Source organism: Nocardia sp. NPDC023852, assembly GCF_040639505.1.
Lineage (GTDB): Bacteria > Actinomycetota > Actinomycetes > Mycobacteriales > Mycobacteriaceae > Nocardia.
Window position 1 is genome coordinate 439082 of record NZ_JBFAAB010000001.1, and the last position, 17583, is coordinate 456664.

Annotated in this window: 16 protein-coding genes and 1 tRNA gene; 14 read left to right on the forward strand and 3 right to left on the reverse strand. The window is 65.9% G+C overall.

Annotated features, from left to right (window positions below; all coding sequences use genetic code 11):
• The first annotated feature begins 53 nt into the window (after window positions 1-53).
• The 7 genes from sfnG (at window position 54) to AB0H00_RS01965 (ending at window position 6593) form a co-directional block, all read left to right on the forward strand.
• The gene (sfnG, locus tag AB0H00_RS01935; RefSeq protein WP_357259260.1) at window positions 54-1169 is read left to right on the forward strand and encodes a dimethylsulfone monooxygenase SfnG; all 1116 of its coding nucleotides are present in this window, start codon (window positions 54-56) and stop codon (window positions 1167-1169) included.
• Window positions 1169-2386 (forward strand): SfnB family sulfur acquisition oxidoreductase, encoded by a 1218-nt coding sequence (locus AB0H00_RS01940; RefSeq protein ID WP_357259262.1) that lies wholly within the window; start codon window positions 1169-1171, stop codon window positions 2384-2386. Before sfnG ends, AB0H00_RS01940 begins: the two co-directional genes overlap by 1 nt.
• 35 nt (window positions 2387-2421) lie before the next feature.
• Window positions 2422-2937 (forward strand): NAD(P)H-dependent oxidoreductase, encoded by a 516-nt coding sequence (locus AB0H00_RS01945; RefSeq protein ID WP_357259265.1) that lies wholly within the window; start codon window positions 2422-2424, stop codon window positions 2935-2937.
• Entirely contained in the window at window positions 2930-3445 is a 516-nt protein-coding gene (locus AB0H00_RS01950) for a flavin reductase family protein (protein ID WP_357259268.1), read from the forward strand. The genes AB0H00_RS01945 and AB0H00_RS01950 overlap by 8 nt, the downstream gene beginning before the upstream one ends.
• A gap of 267 nt (window positions 3446-3712) precedes the next feature.
• Window positions 3713-4822 (forward strand): class I SAM-dependent methyltransferase, encoded by a 1110-nt coding sequence (locus tag AB0H00_RS01955; RefSeq protein ID WP_357259271.1) that lies wholly within the window; start codon window positions 3713-3715, stop codon window positions 4820-4822.
• Window positions 4823-5187: 365 nt separating this feature from the next.
• The gene (locus AB0H00_RS01960; protein ID WP_357259274.1) at window positions 5188-5976 is read left to right on the forward strand and encodes an oxidoreductase; all 789 of its coding nucleotides are present in this window, start codon (window positions 5188-5190) and stop codon (window positions 5974-5976) included.
• A 191-nt stretch (window positions 5977-6167) separates the two neighbouring features.
• Window positions 6168-6593 (forward strand): hypothetical protein, encoded by a 426-nt coding sequence (locus AB0H00_RS01965; RefSeq protein WP_357259276.1) that lies wholly within the window; start codon window positions 6168-6170, stop codon window positions 6591-6593.
• 819 nt (window positions 6594-7412) lie between these two features.
• On the opposite strand, the gene AB0H00_RS01970 is transcribed toward AB0H00_RS01965, so the two are convergent.
• Window positions 7413-7483, reverse strand: a tRNA-Gly gene (locus AB0H00_RS01970).
• Window positions 7484-7654: 171 nt separating this feature from the next.
• Between AB0H00_RS01970 and AB0H00_RS01975 the strand changes: the two genes are divergently transcribed.
• From AB0H00_RS01975 to AB0H00_RS01985, 3 genes are read left to right on the forward strand one after another with little or no spacing between them, the layout of a single operon-like run.
• Complete coding sequence (locus tag AB0H00_RS01975; protein ID WP_357259279.1) at window positions 7655-8191, forward strand: TetR/AcrR family transcriptional regulator; 537 nt, start codon at window positions 7655-7657, stop codon at window positions 8189-8191.
• Entirely contained in the window at window positions 8188-9099 is a 912-nt protein-coding gene (locus tag AB0H00_RS01980) for an ABC transporter ATP-binding protein (RefSeq protein WP_357259282.1), read from the forward strand. Before AB0H00_RS01975 ends, AB0H00_RS01980 begins: the two co-directional genes overlap by 4 nt.
• Window positions 9096-10733, forward strand: coding sequence for an ABC transporter permease (locus tag AB0H00_RS01985; protein WP_357259285.1), 1638 nt, complete (start codon window positions 9096-9098; stop codon window positions 10731-10733). Before AB0H00_RS01980 ends, AB0H00_RS01985 begins: the two co-directional genes overlap by 4 nt.
• A 239-nt stretch (window positions 10734-10972) precedes the next feature.
• On the opposite strand, the gene AB0H00_RS01990 is transcribed toward AB0H00_RS01985, so the two are convergent.
• The gene (locus AB0H00_RS01990) at window positions 10973-11650 is read right to left on the reverse strand and encodes a phosphatase PAP2 family protein (RefSeq protein ID WP_357259288.1); all 678 of its coding nucleotides are present in this window, start codon (window positions 11648-11650) and stop codon (window positions 10973-10975) included.
• A gap of 121 nt (window positions 11651-11771) precedes the next feature.
• On the opposite strand from AB0H00_RS01990, the gene dcd reads away from it, so the two are divergent.
• A complete protein-coding gene (dcd, locus tag AB0H00_RS01995) occupies window positions 11772-12371 on the forward strand; it encodes a dCTP deaminase (RefSeq protein WP_357259290.1) in 600 nt (199 codons plus the stop codon).
• A 117-nt stretch (window positions 12372-12488) separates the two neighbouring features.
• On the opposite strand, the gene AB0H00_RS02000 is transcribed toward dcd, so the two are convergent.
• Window positions 12489-13046, reverse strand: a complete 558-nt coding sequence (locus AB0H00_RS02000) for a hypothetical protein (protein ID WP_357259293.1) — start codon at window positions 13044-13046, stop codon at window positions 12489-12491.
• A 127-nt stretch (window positions 13047-13173) separates the two neighbouring features.
• Here AB0H00_RS02000 and AB0H00_RS02005 point away from each other — a divergent pair, with 127 nt between their 5' ends.
• The 3 genes from AB0H00_RS02005 to AB0H00_RS02015 all read left to right on the forward strand — a co-directional run bounded on the left by AB0H00_RS02005 (window position 13174) and on the right by AB0H00_RS02015 (window position 17505).
• Window positions 13174-14514, forward strand: coding sequence for an XRE family transcriptional regulator (locus AB0H00_RS02005; protein ID WP_357259296.1), 1341 nt, complete (start codon window positions 13174-13176; stop codon window positions 14512-14514).
• 88 nt (window positions 14515-14602) lie between these two features.
• Window positions 14603-15859 carry a pyridoxal phosphate-dependent aminotransferase gene (locus tag AB0H00_RS02010; RefSeq protein WP_357259299.1) on the forward strand — a complete coding sequence of 419 codons (1257 nt, stop codon included), beginning with the start codon at window positions 14603-14605 and terminating at the stop codon, window positions 15857-15859.
• A gap of 374 nt (window positions 15860-16233) precedes the next feature.
• Complete coding sequence (locus tag AB0H00_RS02015) at window positions 16234-17505, forward strand: YibE/F family protein (RefSeq protein ID WP_357259302.1); 1272 nt, start codon at window positions 16234-16236, stop codon at window positions 17503-17505.
• The last annotated feature ends 78 nt before the right edge of the window (window positions 17506-17583 follow it).

A 17583-nucleotide genomic window follows, 5' to 3' on the forward strand; every position in this document is an offset into this window, starting at 1 on the left:
TTGTGCCCGGCCTCCGATTCGACGGCTACCCCCCGAACACCATGGAGCAGCTTATGACCACGGAGCAGATCGCCGAGCAGATCCGGTTCGCCTATTGGGTGCCCAATGTCAGCGGGGGACTGGTCACCAGTGCTATCGAACAGCGCACCGGCTGGGACTTCGAGTACAACAAGAAACTCGCGCAAACCGCGGAGAACAACGGTTTCGACTACGCGCTCTCCCAGGTTCGCTACACCGCCTCCTACGGCGCCGAATACCAGCACGAGTCCACGTCGTTCAGTCTGGCTCTGCTGGGCGCGACCGAGCGGCTGAAAGTGATCGCCGCGATCCACCCCGGGCTCTGGCATCCCGCCGTCCTCGCCAAGTTCGGCGCGACCGCAGACCACCTGTCCAACGGCCGGTTCGCCATCAATGTCGTATCCGGCTGGTTCGCAGGCGAATTCACCGCGCTCGGTGAGCCATGGCTCGAGCACGACGAGCGATACCGGCGCAGCGCCGAATTCCTCGAGGTGATCCGCAAGATCTGGACCGAGGACAACGTGAACTACGGCGGCGACTTCTACCGCATCCGCGATTTCACGCTGAAGCCGAAGCCGCTGAACACCGCCGAGCGCCCGAATCCAGAGCTCTTCCAGGGTGGTAACTCCACCGCGGCCCGGCGCAACGGCGGACGCTTTGCCGACTGGTACTTCTCCAACGGCAAGGACTACGACGGCGTCACCGAACAGCTCGACGATCTGCGTGCGGTGGCGCGTGCCAGCGATCGCGAGGTGAAGTTCGGGCTCAACGGCTTCATCATCGCCCGCGACACCGAGCGGGAAGCCCGCGACACTCTGCGTGAGATTATCGAGAAGGCGAACAAGCCTGCGGTGGAGGGTTTCCGCGACGCCGTTCAGCAGGCGGGCGCGTCGACCAAGGACCGCAAGGGCATGTGGGCCGACTCGGCATTCGAAGACCTGGTGCAATACAACGACGGCTTCCGCACAAAGCTGATCGGCACGCCGGAACAGGTGGCCGAACGGATCGTCGCCTACAAGCAGCTCGGGGTGGATCTGATCCTCGGTGGCTTCCTGCATTTCCAGGAGGAGATCGAGTACTTCGGTGCGAAAGTCCTCCCGTTGGTGCGCGAGCTGGAAACCGCGCAGCGGCCTGTCGCGGCGGTGAGCTGATGACCGCGGTCGCCGCCGACCGCATTCTGTCGGTGGCGCAGGCTTTCTCGGTCGCGGAGCGGCTCGCGGCGGACTTCGCGTCGGGGGCCGCCGCGCGGGATCGGGATCGAACGCTGCCGCATGCGGAGATCGACCGGCTCGCGGCCAGCGGCCTGCTCGCCATCACCGTGCCCACCTCCTACGGCGGCGCCGGTTCGGCCCCGAGCGTTGTCGCGGAGGTGGTGCGGATTCTCGCCACCGCCGACCCCAACATCGCCCAGATCCCGCACAGCCACTTCGTGTATCTGAATCTGCTCCGGCTCGCTGGTTCGGCGGAGCAGCGCGAGCGGTACTTCAGCCGGGTGCTCGATGGTGCACGGATCGCGAACGCGCAGTCCGAGCGTGGCGGTGCGACCATCGCCGAAATCTCGACCACGTTGCGGCCGGTCGGCGACCGGTTCCGTGTCGACGGCGTGAAGTACTACTGCACCGGATCGCTGTTCGCCGACCTGCTCGCCGTGCTGACCAGGCTGGACGACCCGGAGGGGCACAGCGGGCTGGAGCCGGGGGAGTACGTCGCCTATCTTCCGGCGAGCACTCCCGGGGTGCGGATCGTCGACGACTGGAACGGCATCGGGCAGCGCACCACCGGTAGTGGAACGGTGTCCTTCGAGGGTGTGGTCGTGGACCGCGGTCAGGTGGTTCCCAGGGCGGGTGCGGTGCACGCGCCGAAGGGTTACGGCGCGTTCGCCCAGCTGCTGCACGCCGCCGTCGACGCGGGTATCGCGCGCGGAGCACTCACCGCGGCCACGGAGTTCGTGCGGACGAGAAGTCGTCCGTGGTTCGAGGCGGGCGTTGCCGATGCGGTCGACGACCCGTTGCTGATCCAACGCTTCGGTGAACTGTCCGTCGCGGTGACCGCCGCCGAGGCGACGTTGTCGGCCGCGGGGCGGTCGGTCGACGCGGCCACCCGGACCGAACCCGGCGCCGATCGAGCGGCACAGGCATCCCTGGCCGTCGCGACCGCCAAGGTGCTCGCCGACCGCGCGGCCAACGACGTGTCCGCCGCGCTGTTCGAGGTCGGCGGCACGCGCAGCGCCGCGGCGGATCTGAACTTGCACCACTTCTGGCGCAACGCGCGCACACATACCCTGCATGACCCCGTGCGCTGGAAGTACCAGCACATCGGCCGTGCCCTGCTGCACGATACGGCGCCGCCGTTGCACGGCGTGCTTTGACCGCCGAACAGCATGCGAGCCAAAAGGATACGAAAGTGACAGTGACCGTTGTCGTCGGAAATCCGAAGCCCGCCTCCCGCACCCTGACCGCGGCCACACTGGTGGCGAAGGGGCTGCGCCCCGAGGCCGAGCCCACCGTGATCGATCTCGTGACGTTGGGACCGGGTCTGCTCGGCTGGGGTGACCCAGCGGTGGCCGAGGCGGCGCGCACCGTGGCGGACTCGGAACTCGTGGTGTTCGCCAGCCCCACCTTCAAGGCGACCTACACCGGACTACTGAAGTTGTTCCTCGAGCAGTTCGACGGCGGCACCGGGCTCGCGGACGTGCTCGCGGTTCCGGTGATGCTCGGGGCGGGACCAGGCCACGCCCTGGCTCCGGACCTGCTGCTCAAACCCGTGCTGGTCGAGATCGGAGCCACGGCCGCCCTGCCGGGGCTCTACTTGTCCGACCGCACATTCCATGAGGACGGCGAGATCGACCGGTACAGTGATCGATGGCGCTCTGTCGCCCAAGCGCTGACCACCAGCTCGAAGGCTGAGAATCATGCATGACCAGTTCGAATTCCCCGCCGATGGAGCAGGCCTTCGTCGTGCGTTCGCCAATTTTCCCAGCGGTGTCGTCGCGGTGTGCGCCGAAATCGGCGGGACTCCATATGGTCTCGCCGTCAGCACTTTCGTCCCTGTTTCGCTCGACCCGCCCCTGGTCTCGTTCTGCGTGCAGAACTCCTCAGCGACCTGGCCCAAGCTCGCGGCCGCGAGCCACCTCGGTCTGAGCCTGCTCGGTATCGACCAGCAGGCCGCTGCCCGCTCGCTCGGCGCTCGCGACGGCGACCGCTTCCGCGGCGTCGATCTGCGCCGCGGCTCCGGTGACGCCGTCTTCATCGAGGGCGCCTCCGCTTGGATCGAGGGCGTCCCCGAAGCCAACGTTCCCGCTGGCGACCACGCCGTCGTCATCCTGCGCATCCACCGCATCGCCACCCGCACCGACGTAGACCCCCTCGTCTTCCACGGTAGCCGCTTCCGCCGCCTCCACGCCGAACCCACGAACGGCGCGGCCTGACCCTCCGCGAGCGGACCCGATTCGGGTCTCGCGCGCCGGGGGCGGGTCGGCTGTGCTGCCGTGCTCACGCTGTGAGAGACTCACATGTCTCTCTGAAAGGCCTGGTCATGACCCTCGGCATGGTTCTCGGCGACTCCCCGCGCACTTCGGCGCGGGTATAGAACAGCTTTGAGCTGATTCCTGTGTGTACACCGCACAGGTCTTTTTCGCGACTCCTCGTCGAAGTGCTTTTCGCCTCTTTGCACGTTCGATCACGAGGAGTATCCGGTGTCCACCGTTTCCTGGAGCGAAGACAACACCTACCGATCCGCTCGCTGGCATTCCGAAAGTACCGCGCCGCCACCGGATTCGGTGGTCATCGCCGACGACCGGACGACCGCCGACGCCGCATGCCGCCTGGCTCGGGCGGGAACAGCCCTGCTGTGGCGGGGTGACTTCCACAATGCCAAGCAACTGTTGCAGGCGATGGGTAGGCGGGTCGATCGCAACGTCGTGCTCGGTGCCGATCCGGCCGAAGCGTTCCGCCGGCATCGTGCGGCGCGGCACCGCCGTGCGCGCGTGCTCGGCAAGCTGCTCGTTCTCCTCGAGGATGATCATTCGCTGGAGCTGCGCCGCGCTCCCGATGTTCGGCGGGCATGCCGGGAGGCATACGGCGTGCCGCACGGGCGCACGGTAGTCGCGCTCACCGAGTTGCTCGGCGTCCTGGGCGCGGCGCAGTGGCGAGAAAAGGGCGTGTACGTGCCCGCCCTCGGCGCCCGAATCCATCCGCACTACGGCGTGTTCTCCCCGGTTCGCGGCGAGTATGTCGATCTCGTCGCGCGGGCGCCACTGCCGGGCGAGGTCCACACGGCATTCGATCTCGGCACCGGGACGGGCGTGCTGGCCGCCGTGCTGGCGCGTCGAGGGGTCACCCGAACCAAAGCCACCGACAGCAGTACCCGCGCCCTGGCCTGTGCCCGCGCCAATCTCGATCGGTTGGGATGCACGTCGGTCGACGTCGAGGGCCCGACGCTGTTTCCGGACGGAAACGCCGACCTCGTCGTCTGCAATCCACCCTGGATCCCGGCCACGCCGACCTCAGCGTTGGAAAGTGGTGTGTACGACGAGAACTCGTCCATGCTGCACGACTTTCTTTCCGGCCTCCGCGCACACCTTCGCCCAGGTGGCGAAGGCTGGCTGGTTCTCTCCGACCTCCCCGAACACCTTGGTCTCCGAACCCGCCGCGAACTGCTCGAGCGCATCGCCGCCGCAGGCCTGCACATAGCCGCCCAACTCGACACTCGCCCTACCCACCCCCGATCCCACAACCCCACCTCACCCCTCCACACCGCCCGCGCAGCCGAAACTACCTCCCTCTACCGTCTGCTGCCCCGTTGAGCGGCACATTATGGAGGCGCCGCTCGCGATTCGCCTCACCCATGTGCCACTCGTCGGTCCGCGCCCACTACGCCGAATCGACCGAGCGGATCATGCCCGGCCACGTGACTGCGCGGATCCGCGCCGCGCGTCCGGCACCGGCTACGCGCCGATGTACCGGCCCGTGATTTCCGACCTGGGCCGGATTCTGGACGGGCTACGGCCGAACGGGGACGTGTCGCTGTCAGTTGTGGAAGGATCGACGCCGTGATCGACTGGCTCGCAACGGATTTCGCACCGACGGTGTTGAAAGGCTACTTCTTGCTCGCTCAGCCGCTCTTTTCACACCCTGATTGTTGATCTGAAGGTCGAGAAAGGAAAACCTAATGGACCTCGGACTTGCCGGCAAAACCGCCGTAGTCACTGGAGCGAGCCGCGGAATCGGTCTAGCCGTCGCGGCAGCCTTGTCGGCGGAAGGGGCGCGGGTGCTGGGCACGGCTCGCACTATCTCTCCGGAGCTGGAGAAGGTCAGTGTGGCAACTGTTTCCGCTGATCTGTCGGCGCCCGAGGGTGCGACCGCAGTGGTGGACGCGGCGCTTTCGGAACTCGGTGGGATAGACATCCTCGTCAACAACGTCGGTGGCGGCGACGCCCAGGAACTCGGCTTGGGCGGCTTCCTCGACATCGACGACCGGCAGTGGCGAAACCTATTCGACCTCAACTTCTTCAGTGCCATCTGGGCCACGCGGGCAGCGTTGCCCAGCATCATCGAGCGACGAGGCGCGATCGTCAACGTGTCCTCGATCTTCGCACAGGTACCAGCGATGGGGCCGGTAGGTTACAGCGAAGCGAAGGCCGCGCTCACCAGCTTCGGCAAACGGCTCAGCGAGGAATTCGGCCCGCAGGGTGTGCGTGTGAACACCGTTTCCCCCGGCGTGGTCGGCACCCCACTGTGGCGTGGCGTCGACAGCTTCGGTGCGATGCTCGCGGCGGCCAACGATACAAAGCATGACGAGTTCCTCGCCGCCATTCCCGAGCTGTTCTCCATCGCCTCGCGCCGGATCTCCGAGCCCGAAGAAGTTGCCGCGCTGATAACGTTTCTGGTGTCAGACAAGGCCGCCAACATCATCGGCGCCGACTATGTCATCGACGGCGGCACCCTGAAGAACGGGTAGACCCCGGCCGCGACGAAACGTCAGCTCGTGGCTGGAACAGCCACGAGCTGTTCGGGCTTCACCCGATCGCTCCCGGCATGCGCGCTACATCGACCCAGGTGGGCCGTCGTGGAGGTTCACCGATAGACGACATCGCCGTCCACCGATGTAGCCAGATATCCGGGCATCGAACCGGCTGGCATGATCACGGCATGACCCGTCTCGCCGGATCCGCGCTTCTCGCCGCCATCGCTGCCGCTGCGCTTGTCGGATGCTCGACCAACAATGAGCCCGCCGCTGCGCCTGCGAGCAGCACGCCTGCGGCGCCTGCGAGCAGTACGGCGTTTTCGGAGCCGCCGCCCTACACGCACGAGATCGTCGGGAAGGAGATCCGCGTATCGACCGCGAGCGCGGACCCGAAGGACCTGCTCGACACGTATTACAGGGTCGCTCGCACGCTGCGAGGTACGTTGCCGGAGGGCGGTTACTGGGTGCGGATCAACTGCAACACCGGCGGCACCGAGAACGCCGACCATCGGCTTGCGAACGGCAGCATCGGCGTCGGCAAGCTTGGTGTCGCGGAGGTGGGTGGTCTTGGTGGTTTCGACGGCGTTGTGCCGGGGGCGCACTGCCCGTGATGCGGCACAGCGCGTCAGCCACAGACGCGGGGTTGTCCATAGCCCCCGAATAGTTGGTGACTCCCTCTCTGCAACCCGCTGAACCCAGCCATACCGTTGCCGCGTGCCCCGATACACCTTCACCAGCCTCAGCGACGACATCGCCGCCGGACACCGAAGACGGCTTCGAGGTGCGGCACGAGGAGTTCGACGCCTAGAACGGCGCGCTTCCACATCGTTTCTCCCTCCAAGGGAGAGCTCGGGAGGCTCTGGCGAAGTTCCAAGCTGACTCGGTGCCCGGCAATTTCGTGGCGCGGAAGGAGCACGACGCCGACGGGCACCCCAGCCCGCCATGGCTAGATTGGTTCTCGCCGACGAGACTGGCCGGATTCAAGGGCAACACCCTGCTGGCGGCAGGCAAGGGTGCGGCGGCGCGCGAGACGCTGGAACGCGCGCTGGCCGAGCTGCCAATAGAGGAGATCAAGCAGTGTGCGGCCTACCTCGCCGACCTCGCGTCAGCCGCCGTCCTGGAACGAGATCCTGAACAGGCATGCGCCTACCTGGAGCAAGCACTCGGGCAGCTCGGCGAACAGTGGTATGCCACCGCGATGGATCGAGTGAAGGATGTGCGCCGAACACTGCGGGAATGGGACTTCCTGGACCGTAGCCAGGGTCGCGGGCATTGTCCTTGTCCGCGAGCGGGATTCGGTATCCGGCGGCCACGCGCTCCCATCGCCGGAGGTCGAGACCTGGGCTATAGGGTGGAGTTTGAGGTGGACCTCCGGAGCGTAAGAAAGGCCCCGAACCGGGAACTTGCTGGTCGGGGCCATTATGTTGTTGAGCCGATGACGGGAATCGAACCCGCGCTGTCTGCTTGGGAAGCAGAAGTTCTGCCATTGAACTACATCGGCGTGACGAGGCATCGTCAAACGAGACTGTAGCAGAGTTCGTGTGTGGACGGGAAAAGTCCAGGTAAATGCCTCTGACCTGCGCGGATCTCGATCGCTGGTGCACCGGCCGGTGGGGCGAGGAATCCGAAGGTTGGCGCCGATAGCAGTTCACGCACGGTATCGCCGGCCCTGGTGAACCACCATTTCGGGTCCAAGAAGAGCCTGCGTGCGGAGTGTGACGCGTACGTGCTCGAAGTCGTCCGCAAAGCGAAGTCGGAGTACATACGCGATCCCACCCCCGCGGGACTGCTCACCTCGCTCGCCGAGATCGAGGAGTACGCCCCACTGATCGCCTACATCGCACGCAGCTATCAAGCTGGGGGCGAGCTTGCCCTCTCGTTGTTCGAGCGTTCGGTCTCCGACACCGAGCAGTATCTAGCCGAGGGCGTCGCGGCGGGCACGATACGGCCCAGCCGGGATCCGAAAGCTAGGGCTCGCTATCTGGCGATGGTCGGCAGCGGTGGCTTGATGCTGTTCTTACAGCTACGCCAGGATGCCGACGGCAAGATCGACTACCGCGAAGCGCTGCGCGCCTATGCCGATCAGGTGATGCTGCCCGCAGTGGAGCTCTACACCGAGAGTCTGTTGACCGACCGGATGGCCTTGGACACCTTGCTCGCCGAGCGCGAGCGAATCGCACCCCCCGATTCACCTGAGGAGAATCAATGAGCAACGTGATCGAAGTGCGCGACCTTCGCAAGCAGTTCGGCCAGGTACATGCGCTGGATGGGCTGAATCTCGAAGTCGCAGAAGGGGAAATTCACGGCTTCCTGGGTCCGAACGGTGCGGGTAAGTCCACAACCATCCGGGTGCTGCTCGGTATTCTGCGGAAAACGTCAGGGACGGCTACGCTGCTGGGCCGTGACCCGTGGGCTGATGCCGTCGAACTGCATCGCGATATTGCTTACGTGCCAGGAGATGTGACGTTATGGCCCTCCCTGACCGGCGGGGAAACGATTGATCTGCTGGCGCGGATGCGCGGCGGTATCGACGAGAAGCGCCGCACCGAGCTGATCGAACGCTTCGATCTCGATCCGAGGAAGAAGGCGCGCACCTACTCCAAGGGAAATCGGCAGAAGGTGGCGTTGGTTTCCGCGTTCTCGTCCTATGCCGACCTGCTCCTGCTAGATGAGCCGACATCGGGACTGGACCCGCTGATGGAACAGATATTCCGGGAATGCGTCGCCGAGGCACGCGACCGTGGCGCCACGGTGCTGCTGTCGAGTCACATCCTGTCGGAAGTGGAACAGCTGTGCGAGCGCGTCACGATCATTCGAGCGGGTAGGACGGTCGAGAGCGGCACGCTGGAATCGATGCGCCACCTGAGCCGCACCTCGATCAAAGCCGAACTCATTGGCGACCCTGGCGATCTCGGCAAGATACCCGGTGTGCAGGATGTCTCGATCGAGGGCAATGTGCTGCACGCTCAGGTGGATAGTGAAAGCCTGGGCGAGCTGATCCGGGTACTGGGTGCGGCCGGAGTGCGCAGCCTGGTGAGTCAGCCGCCCACGTTGGAAGAGCTCTTCTTGCGACACTACGAGGCCGACGGACGCGAGCCGCAGCGGGTGACCGCATGACGACCGCGGTGCTCACGGGTCCTCGGCACTCCGCCGCGTTGGCCAGTTCCTCCGAACTCTCCGGAACCGGACAGTTGCTGCGGCTGTATCTGCGGCGCGACCGAATCATCCTGCCGCTGTGGGTGCTGTTGCTGTCTGTACCACTGTCCTCGGTCTATGTGGGCAGTATCGACAGCGTCTACCCGACCGCGGCCGATCGCGCCTCGTTCCTGGAATCGATCATGGGCAGTCCCGCCCAGCGAGCGATGTACGGGGTCATCTACAACGACAGTCTCGGCGCGGTGGGCATCTGGAAAGCCGGGATGTTCCACACGCTGATCGCTGTCGCGGTGATACTCACCGTTATTCGGCATACCCGTGCGGAGGAGGAGACCGGCCGGGCGGAGTTGCTCGAATCCACCTCTGTCGGACGCTACGCAAGCCTGACGGCGACGTTGATCCTGGGCTTCGGTGCCTCCTTGACCACCGGATTGATCGGCACGGCGGGGTTACTCACCAAAGACGTGCCCAAGGCCGGTTCGGTGGCGTTCGGGCTCGCGTTGGCAGGCTCGGGCATTGTGTTCGCCGCGGTCGCCGCGGTCGCCGCGCAGCTCAGCGCTGGTGCGCGCATCGCCCGCATGATCGCGTTCGGCGCCCTCGGCGCCACGTTCGCGCTGCGTGCGGTCGGGGACGCCGGAAACGGTGTGCTGACCTGGCTCGCCCCGCAAGGATGGTCGCTGCAGGTGCGCCCTTACGCTGGGGAACGCTGGTGGGTGCTGCTGCTGCACCTGGCAACGGCGGCCGCGTTCACGATTGTCGCCTACCTGCTGCTGCACCGCCGCGACTTAGGTGCGGGGCTCATCGCCGAACGTCCAGGAAAGCCGACGGCCGCAGCCACACTCGGCGGAGTATTCGGGCTGGGGTGGCGGTTGCATCGTGGCGTGCTGATCGCGGCGACGATCGGGTTGTGCCTGTACGCGCTGCTCATCGGCAGTGTCGTCAACGGCATCGGCGACGCGATCGGCGACAGCGCCGCCGTCGCGGACGTGCTCGACCGGATGGGCGGCTCACAGGCACTCGAGGACTCGTTCATCACCATCGCGTTCACGATGCTCGCGGTCGGTACTGCCGCGCTGGCCATCTCGGCGGCACTGCGGCTCTACAACGAGGAGAGCGAGCTTCGTTGCGAGTCGGTGCTGACCGGCGCGGTCAGCCGGATTCGCTGGGCAGCAAGTCATATCGTGTTCGCTCTGGTCGGTCCCGCAGTGGCGATAACGATCGCCGGGCTTGTCACCGGACTCGTCTACGGCCTGGCCGCCGACGATATCGGCGCGAAGCTGCCCGGCGTGCTCGGCGCCGCGCTGGTGCAACTGCCTGCCATCTGGATGCTTGCCGCGATCACGGTCCTGTTGTTCGGCCTCGCCCCGCGATTCACCCCGGTGGCCTGGGGTGTGCTGGTCGGGTTCATCGCGCTGTTCCTTCTCGGTTCGATCTCCGGGTTCCCCCAGTGGCTGCTCGACCTCGAGCCGTTCGCCCACACACCTCGGATTCCCGGTCAGGAATTCCAGGCCGCGCCGGTGGCCTGGATGCTGCTCATCGACGCGGCACTGCTCATGGTCGGTCTGTACGCCTTCCACCGCCGCGACCTGCGCTGAACATCGCCCGGCCAGGACCGCTCGCTCCGGAGGCTTGCCGGCTCCCGGAGCGAGCGACAGGTCTTGGGTACTCGCCTCGCAGCGCGGGAGAGAGTACACGCAGCGCTTGGAAAGCACACGCCGCAGATCGCGCCATTACGCCGGTGACCAGTGCGAGCCCGACGGCGTCCGCATCGGCTCCGCGTCACCGGTGCCAGGCTCAGATTTGTGCGGCAAGACTGTCTGTCCAGGTCGGGGTGTCAGTAGTGCGTGTCGACGAGCCTGGTGTCGGGCGCGCGGGTTTTGCGGCGGGTGAGATAGCGGTAGACGGTCAGGCATGCGAGGAGCCAGAGCGCGCCGAGGCACCAGCCGCCGAGTACGTCGGTGATCCAATGGACGCCCAGGTAGATCCGGGAGAGGCCCACCGCGGCAACGAATATGACGGCGAGAGTCGCGGCGACAGCGCGGAGGGCGGTGCGGCGCAGGTTGGGGATCAGGACCACGGCGACAATGCCGACCACGACGAACGAGCCGAGGCTGTGCCCGGATGGATAAGACTGGTTTGCCACGGTCACGAGGTGCTCCTCGACGGGCGGACGGTCCCGGCCGATCACGCTCTTGCCGCCGCGGACCAGAAGCCCGGCCCCGAGCCCGGTGATCGCGACGAGCACTGCCTGGGACCAGCGCCGGCGCCAGGACAGGCCCAGGCACACCAGGGTTGCGAGTGCCGTCATGGCGAGGGTGCCGCCGAGCGCGCTGACCGTCACCGCAGTCGGCGTCAGTACACCGTCGCGGTGCGCGATGGCCCAGTTCGTGACACCGCGATCGAGCCCGGTGCGGCCGTTGTCATCGAGCGCATAGCGGGTGAGACCGGCGTTGAACACCACAAGGAGCGCGGCGAACACCACGATCGCGGTCCGAATTCGATGCGACGTCACCCCTCCACCGTTCCATCCCGGAAAGTCGGACGTGAGCCGAGGTGCCCACTACAGGCACCAGATACCCGCCGTCGACGAGCACGGTGTAGAGCCGCGGCGAGCAGGCGCTACGCTCGTCGGCGTGCTGCTTTCCGATCGTGACATCCGTGCGGAGATCGCCGCTGGGCGTCTCGGCGTCGAGCCGCTCTTGGAGAACCTGATCCAGCCATCGAGTATCGATGTGCGCCTGGATGGAATGTTCCGGGTGTTCAACAACACCCGCTACACCCATATCGACCCCGCACAGCGGCAGGATGAACTGACCAGCCCGGTGGAGCCCGCGGAGGGCGAGCCGTTCGTGCTGCACCCCGGCGAATTCGTGCTCGGCTCCACGCTCGAGGTGTGTACGCTGCCGGACGATCTGGCCGGGCGCCTGGAGGGCAAGTCGAGCCTGGGCAGGCTCGGCTTGCTGACCCACTCGACTGCGGGATTCATCGATCCCGGCTTCAGCGGCCACATCACGTTGGAGCTGTCCAACGTGGCGAATCTGCCGATCACCCTGTGGCCCGGTATGAAGATCGGCCAACTCTGTCTGATCAAGCTGACCAGTCCCGCCGAGCACCCGTACGGCAGCGCCGTAGCGGGCTCCAAGTATCAGGGCCAGCGCGGACCGACCCCCTCACGGTCCTATCTCAACTTCCCGCTCTCTCCGGCGGCGATCGACGCCGCCGAATCGCGCTGAGCCAAGAATGCTCTCTGCCGCATTCGCGTAAGCGGCACCGGACCGAATCCGCCACGTCGACTGTGGAATAGGGGCGGACCCGGCCCGGGCGGCAGCGGGAACCGATCGCGGAGGTGATCAGTCCCCGCCGCCCGCTCCCACCGCCAGTGCCGTAGTGAGAATGACGGACAATGGTGGGAGCGCGTCGCCGCGGCTCGGCGGATTGACCCAGAAGCACCCTTCCCGGGTCCACCGGCCGAGACCGGTCGGCAACATCACGGCACTGCCGATGGCGGGAAGGCCGATATCCAAACGGTTGAGCACTTCCAGTACCTGCGTCCCCGGCCTGCTGTCCGGCTCCGCGAGGAAGCTCCACCGGATCTGTCTGGCCAACATGGGACCCCTCGACCCGTGTTGCTCCAGTGCATTCCTTACCTTCTCGGCGCGTGCGGTCGGCAGGTGGACAACGCAGACCCGGCCGGTGATCGGCAGCATGGCGAAACCGCCACGCTCGATGACCGGTAGCCCGAACTCGTGCTGGTAGAACGCGACCCAATCGTCCACGATCCTGAGTTTCTCCACATTCACGGCGAACTCCTTGCCTTCCTTCTCAAGGGTCCCCGGTCCGCCCGGCGATTCGGTATTGCCCGCACGCCCGCCTTCCGCTGCCCTTCCGCTGCCTTTGATACGAGCCATGTTTCACATGTGGCTCTGCTCACAATCCGCTCGTACTCTGGACAAGAAGTTCGTTCGGAAGGGGTGTGACATCTTGGTCAGACAGTGGTCAGGGAGAGAGGCTCGAGCCCTTCGCGATGCCAAGCGGATGAGCATCAGAGAGTTCGCGGCCCACCTGGGTGTGCACGAACGACTGGTGTCCAAGTGGGAGGCCGGAGGCATCCGGGTCCATCCACGTCCGATCAACCAAGCCGCTCTGGATACTTCCCTGGCCAGGTCCGACGATGTGGTGCGGGCGCGGTTCGCGGCAATGATCGATGAGCCGGTGGTCGATCGCCCCGTGCCGCCGGGATTCGACGCGCGTGCCGACGACTCGGCGCGCACTCACTATTCGAGCGACGCGGACCTTTTGGCTCTCATAGACGCCGGTGCGATGAGAGGTGATGCGTTAGTAGCTATTTCGGAGAGGGATCTGATCATGGCGGCTGCCCACGAGGCCAGCGAACACGCCGGCAAAGCCGAGAGCACCAATGTGGGTGCGACCACGCTGGAACAACTCGACGCCGATGTGGCGCGCATCGCGAACGACTACGTACACATTCCGCCGGTGCCGATGATGGTGGAGATGCTGCGGGTGCGTCGCCGGGTGTACCGCCTGCTGGAGGGCCATCAGAGGCCTGCGGACACCAGCCACCTGTACCTGCTCGCGGGCACCCTCTCGGGTTTGCTCGCCAACGTGAGTACCGATCTGGGCTATTACGACGCGGCGGGCGAGCAGGCCAGAGCAGCCTGGGCCTACGCGGAATTGTGCGGGCACAACGGACTTCGTGCCTGGACCCGCGGCATGCACGCGCTGATCGAGTACTGGTCGCATCGACCACGCCGAGCCGTGCTGCTGGCGCGGAGCGGGCAGCAGTTCGCCGAATCCGCAACGGCGCAGGTGCGTCTGCTCAACATCGAAGCAAGGATCTGGTCAGCGCTGGGCAGCGCCGCGGATGCCGAACGGTGCATCCGGGCCGCCGACGATGTCCGTGAACTTGCCGGAACCGACACCCTGCACGACGAAGTGGGCGGCGTCTTCGGGTTCAACGACGCCAAGGCCCAGTACTACGCGGGTGCCACCTACATCCACCTCGGCCAGGCCGAGCCGGCGCTCAACGCCACCCAGCGGGCCATCGAACTGTATTCGAAGGGTCCGTCCGAGCAGCGGTCCTACGGCGCCGAGGCACTGGCCCGGGTGGACTGCGCGGCCGCCCACCTGATCAACGGCAGCCTGGACGGTGCGGCCGAGGCACTGCATCCGGTGCTCGGGCTCGACGAGGACAAACGCATCGCGCAACTCGAGGAGCGGCTGACCGGCGTGCGCAGACGGATCGCCACGCCGGCCTTTCGCGATTCGGTCGAGGCGCGGTTCTTGGACGAGCGGATCGAGGAGTTCTGCGGCTTCACGGCGGCGCGGAGCATCCCGCCGGGAAGCCCGCCTTGCTGAGGGACTGGTCACACCCAGGCGGTGCCGGAGCCGAGGACGGCTGATCGAACCTCGGACCGGCATTTATCCGCTTGCGACGGATGGCACCATGGGACGGGTGAGTCCGAGTCATCTACCGCACCGCCCGCCGCGCGTCCTCGAGCAGTCCACGAAGCTGCAGGACGTCGTCTACGAAATCCGTGGACCGGTATACGCGCAGGCGGCACGGCTGGAGGCCGAAGGCCATCGCATTCTCAAGCTCAATATCGGCAACCCTGCTCCGTTCGGGTTCGAGGCGCCGGATGTGATCATGCGCGACATCATCGCCGCGCTCCCGTACGCCCAGGGCTACTCCGAATCCAAGGGCATTCTTTCCGCGCGGCGCGCGATCGTGACCCGCTACGAGCTCGTGCCCGGCTTCCCGGAACTCGACGTGAACTACGTCTACTTGGGCAACGGCGTTTCCGAGCTGATCACCATCACCATGCAGGCGCTGCTGGACAACGGCGACGAGGTGCTGATCCCGGCGCCGGACTACCCGCTGTGGACTGCCATGACCAGCCTGGGGGGCGGCACCCCGGTGCACTACCTGTGCGACGAAGCCAACGGCTGGCAGCCCGACGTCGCGGACATCGAATCGAAGATCACCGATAAGACCAAGGCTCTGCTGGTGATCAACCCGAACAACCCGACCGGCGCGGTGTACTCGGCCGAGGTCCTCCAGCAGTTGGTCGACGTCGCGCGCAAGCATCAACTGTTGCTGCTCGCCGACGAGATCTACGACAAGATCCTCTACGACGACGCCAAGCACATCTCACTGGCGACGATGGCGCCCGATCTGCTCTGTCTGACCTTCAACGGGCTGTCCAAGGCGTACCGGGTCGCGGGCTACCGGTCGGGCTGGCTGGCGATCACCGGTCCGAAGGAGCACGCGGCCGGTTTCCTGGAGGGCATCGACCTGCTTGCCTCGTCCAGGTTGTGTCCGAATGTTCCTGCGCAGCACGCGATTCAGGTGGCGCTCGGCGGGCATCAGAGCATCGAGGATTTGATCCTCCCTGGTGGCCGACTACTCGAGCAGCGCGATGTCGCCTGGGAGCGGTTGAACATGATCCCAGGTGTGACCTGTGTGAAGCCGAAGGGTGCGCTGTATACGTTCCCCAGGCTGGATCCGAACGTGCACGAGATCTACGACGACTCGAAGCTCATCCTCGATCTGCTGCTGCAGGAGAAGATCCTGATGGTGCAGGGCACCGGCTTCAACTGGCCCGACCACGATCATCTGCGGATCGTGACGCTGCCCTGGGCGAGGGATCTGGCGGTCGCGATCGAGCGCTTCGGCAACTTCTTGTCCAGCTATCGCCAGTAGCGGAAGGGCCGGGCACGGCCACATGGGCGCCCCGCTTCCGGCGCTGAAACAAACTCGATGTACGGATACTTGCCAGATTTGAATACTGGCTAGCGCAAAAGAAGTACTTTTGTGTACAGTGGTCCTCGGCACCTAGAGTGCCTGGTCGGATGCCCTACCCCCCTGGGCGCATCCGACCTCGGGTTCGGCCGCCTACCCCCCTGGGCCGCCGGCCTGCGGGCGGCGGAGACATCCCCCTGCTCTCCGCCGCCCCCTCAAAAACCCTCTTCTCCCCGCTGACTGGGTATCCGTTGTGTCCTGCCGCGCCGCACCGATCTTGAAAATGAAATCCTTTAAGCTCGCTCCGGGCAGACACTCTGACAAGTAGGAGCGCGGTGAGCGACCACCACCATCACCACGATCACTCGGAACCGATCGCGATCGGCGCGACCGCGGCGCGTGTGGTCGTCGGGTTACTCACCGCCGTCGGCATTCTCGTCGTGATCGGCGCGATCATGCTATGGCCGAGCAAACAGCACGTGGACATCCCCTTGCCGATGCAGAACGCGGGCGGCGGGGCGGTGCAGACCGAAGCAGGCACCGTGACGATGCAGGACGTCGGGCCGTGCGGCAGTTCGTCGCTGGGAAAAGTGTTCGTCGACAAGCCGGAGGCGCCGCGCAGCAACGCTTACACCTGTCAACGCAGCCTGATCGCGATCGAATCCGGGCCGCACAAGGGCAACCACACACTATTCGAAATCGCCCCCGGCCCAGGTCAACCCGATTTGCGCGCGGGCGACAAGATCCGGCTGGTCCGCCAGACCGATCCGACCGGGACACCGCTGTACTCGTTCGAAGACTACGCGCGCGGGCTGCCGCTGACGCTGATCGTGGTGGTATTCGTGGTGGTGATCATCGTGGTGGCGCGCTGGCGTGGTCTGCGCGCGCTGCTCGGTCTGGTGTTCGCGTTCGCGGTGCTCGTGCTGTTCCTGCTGCCCGCTCTACTGGACGGCAAACCGGCGATCCCGGTCGCGTTGGTCGCGGGCTCGCTGATCCTGTACGCGGTGCTTTATCTGGCGCACGGGGTGAATCTGCGCACCAGTTCAGCGCTGCTCGGCACACTGACCTCGATGCTGGTCGCCGCGGCACTGTCCTGGCTCTCGATCGAGCTGACCCACCTGACCGGGCTGTCCGAAGAGCAGAACACCAACGTCGCCACCTACCTCCAGCACGTCAGCATTACCGGATTGCTGCTCGCCGGTTTCATCATCGGTTCGCTCGGCGTGCTCAACGACGTCACGATCACCCAGGCGTCCGCCGCGTTCGAGCTGGCGGCCCTCGATCAGTCGGCTTCGCGGCGCGAGGTTTTCACCGCCGCCATGCGAGTGGGACGCGACCACATCGCCAGCACCGTGTACACCCTGGTGCTCGCCTACGCCGGTGGGGCGCTGCCCCTCTTGCTGCTGTTCAGCGTGGCAGGGCGGTCCATTCGCGATGTACTGACCGGTGACGCGGTGGCGATCGAGATCGCGCGCTCCGCGGTCGGCGGTATCGCGCTTGCGCTGTCGGTTCCGCTGACCACTGGCATCGCGGTCCTGCTCGCCCGTCCGTTCGGCAGCAAGGAGACCACTCCACCGCCGCGCCGCGCCCGGCACGCACGGACCTGAGTTCGGAGCGCTCGGAGCTGGGCCCCGGCAGTTCCTCTGCGGTGAGGTCCGCTGCGAATCGCGCAGGCCTGCGGGCGA

Coding starts and splice junctions, on each gene's coding strand:
- sfnG (WP_357259260.1), top strand. CDS start 54: ATGACCACGGAGCAGATCGCCGAGCAGATCCGGTTCGCCTATTGGGTG.
- AB0H00_RS01940 (WP_357259262.1), top strand. CDS start 1,169: ATGACCGCGGTCGCCGCCGACCGCATTCTGTCGGTGGCGCAGGCTTTC.
- AB0H00_RS01950 (WP_357259268.1), top strand. CDS start 2,930: ATGCATGACCAGTTCGAATTCCCCGCCGATGGAGCAGGCCTTCGTCGT.
- AB0H00_RS01960 (WP_357259274.1), top strand. CDS start 5,188: ATGGACCTCGGACTTGCCGGCAAAACCGCCGTAGTCACTGGAGCGAGC.
- AB0H00_RS01965 (WP_357259276.1), top strand. CDS start 6,168: ATGACCCGTCTCGCCGGATCCGCGCTTCTCGCCGCCATCGCTGCCGCT.
- AB0H00_RS01980 (WP_357259282.1), top strand. CDS start 8,188: ATGAGCAACGTGATCGAAGTGCGCGACCTTCGCAAGCAGTTCGGCCAG.
- AB0H00_RS01985 (WP_357259285.1), top strand. CDS start 9,096: ATGACGACCGCGGTGCTCACGGGTCCTCGGCACTCCGCCGCGTTGGCC.
- AB0H00_RS02000 (WP_357259293.1), bottom strand. CDS start 13,046: ATGGCTCGTATCAAAGGCAGCGGAAGGGCAGCGGAAGGCGGGCGTGCG.
- AB0H00_RS02005 (WP_357259296.1), top strand. CDS start 13,174: ATGAGCATCAGAGAGTTCGCGGCCCACCTGGGTGTGCACGAACGACTG.
- AB0H00_RS02010 (WP_357259299.1), top strand. CDS start 14,603: ATGGGACGGGTGAGTCCGAGTCATCTACCGCACCGCCCGCCGCGCGTC.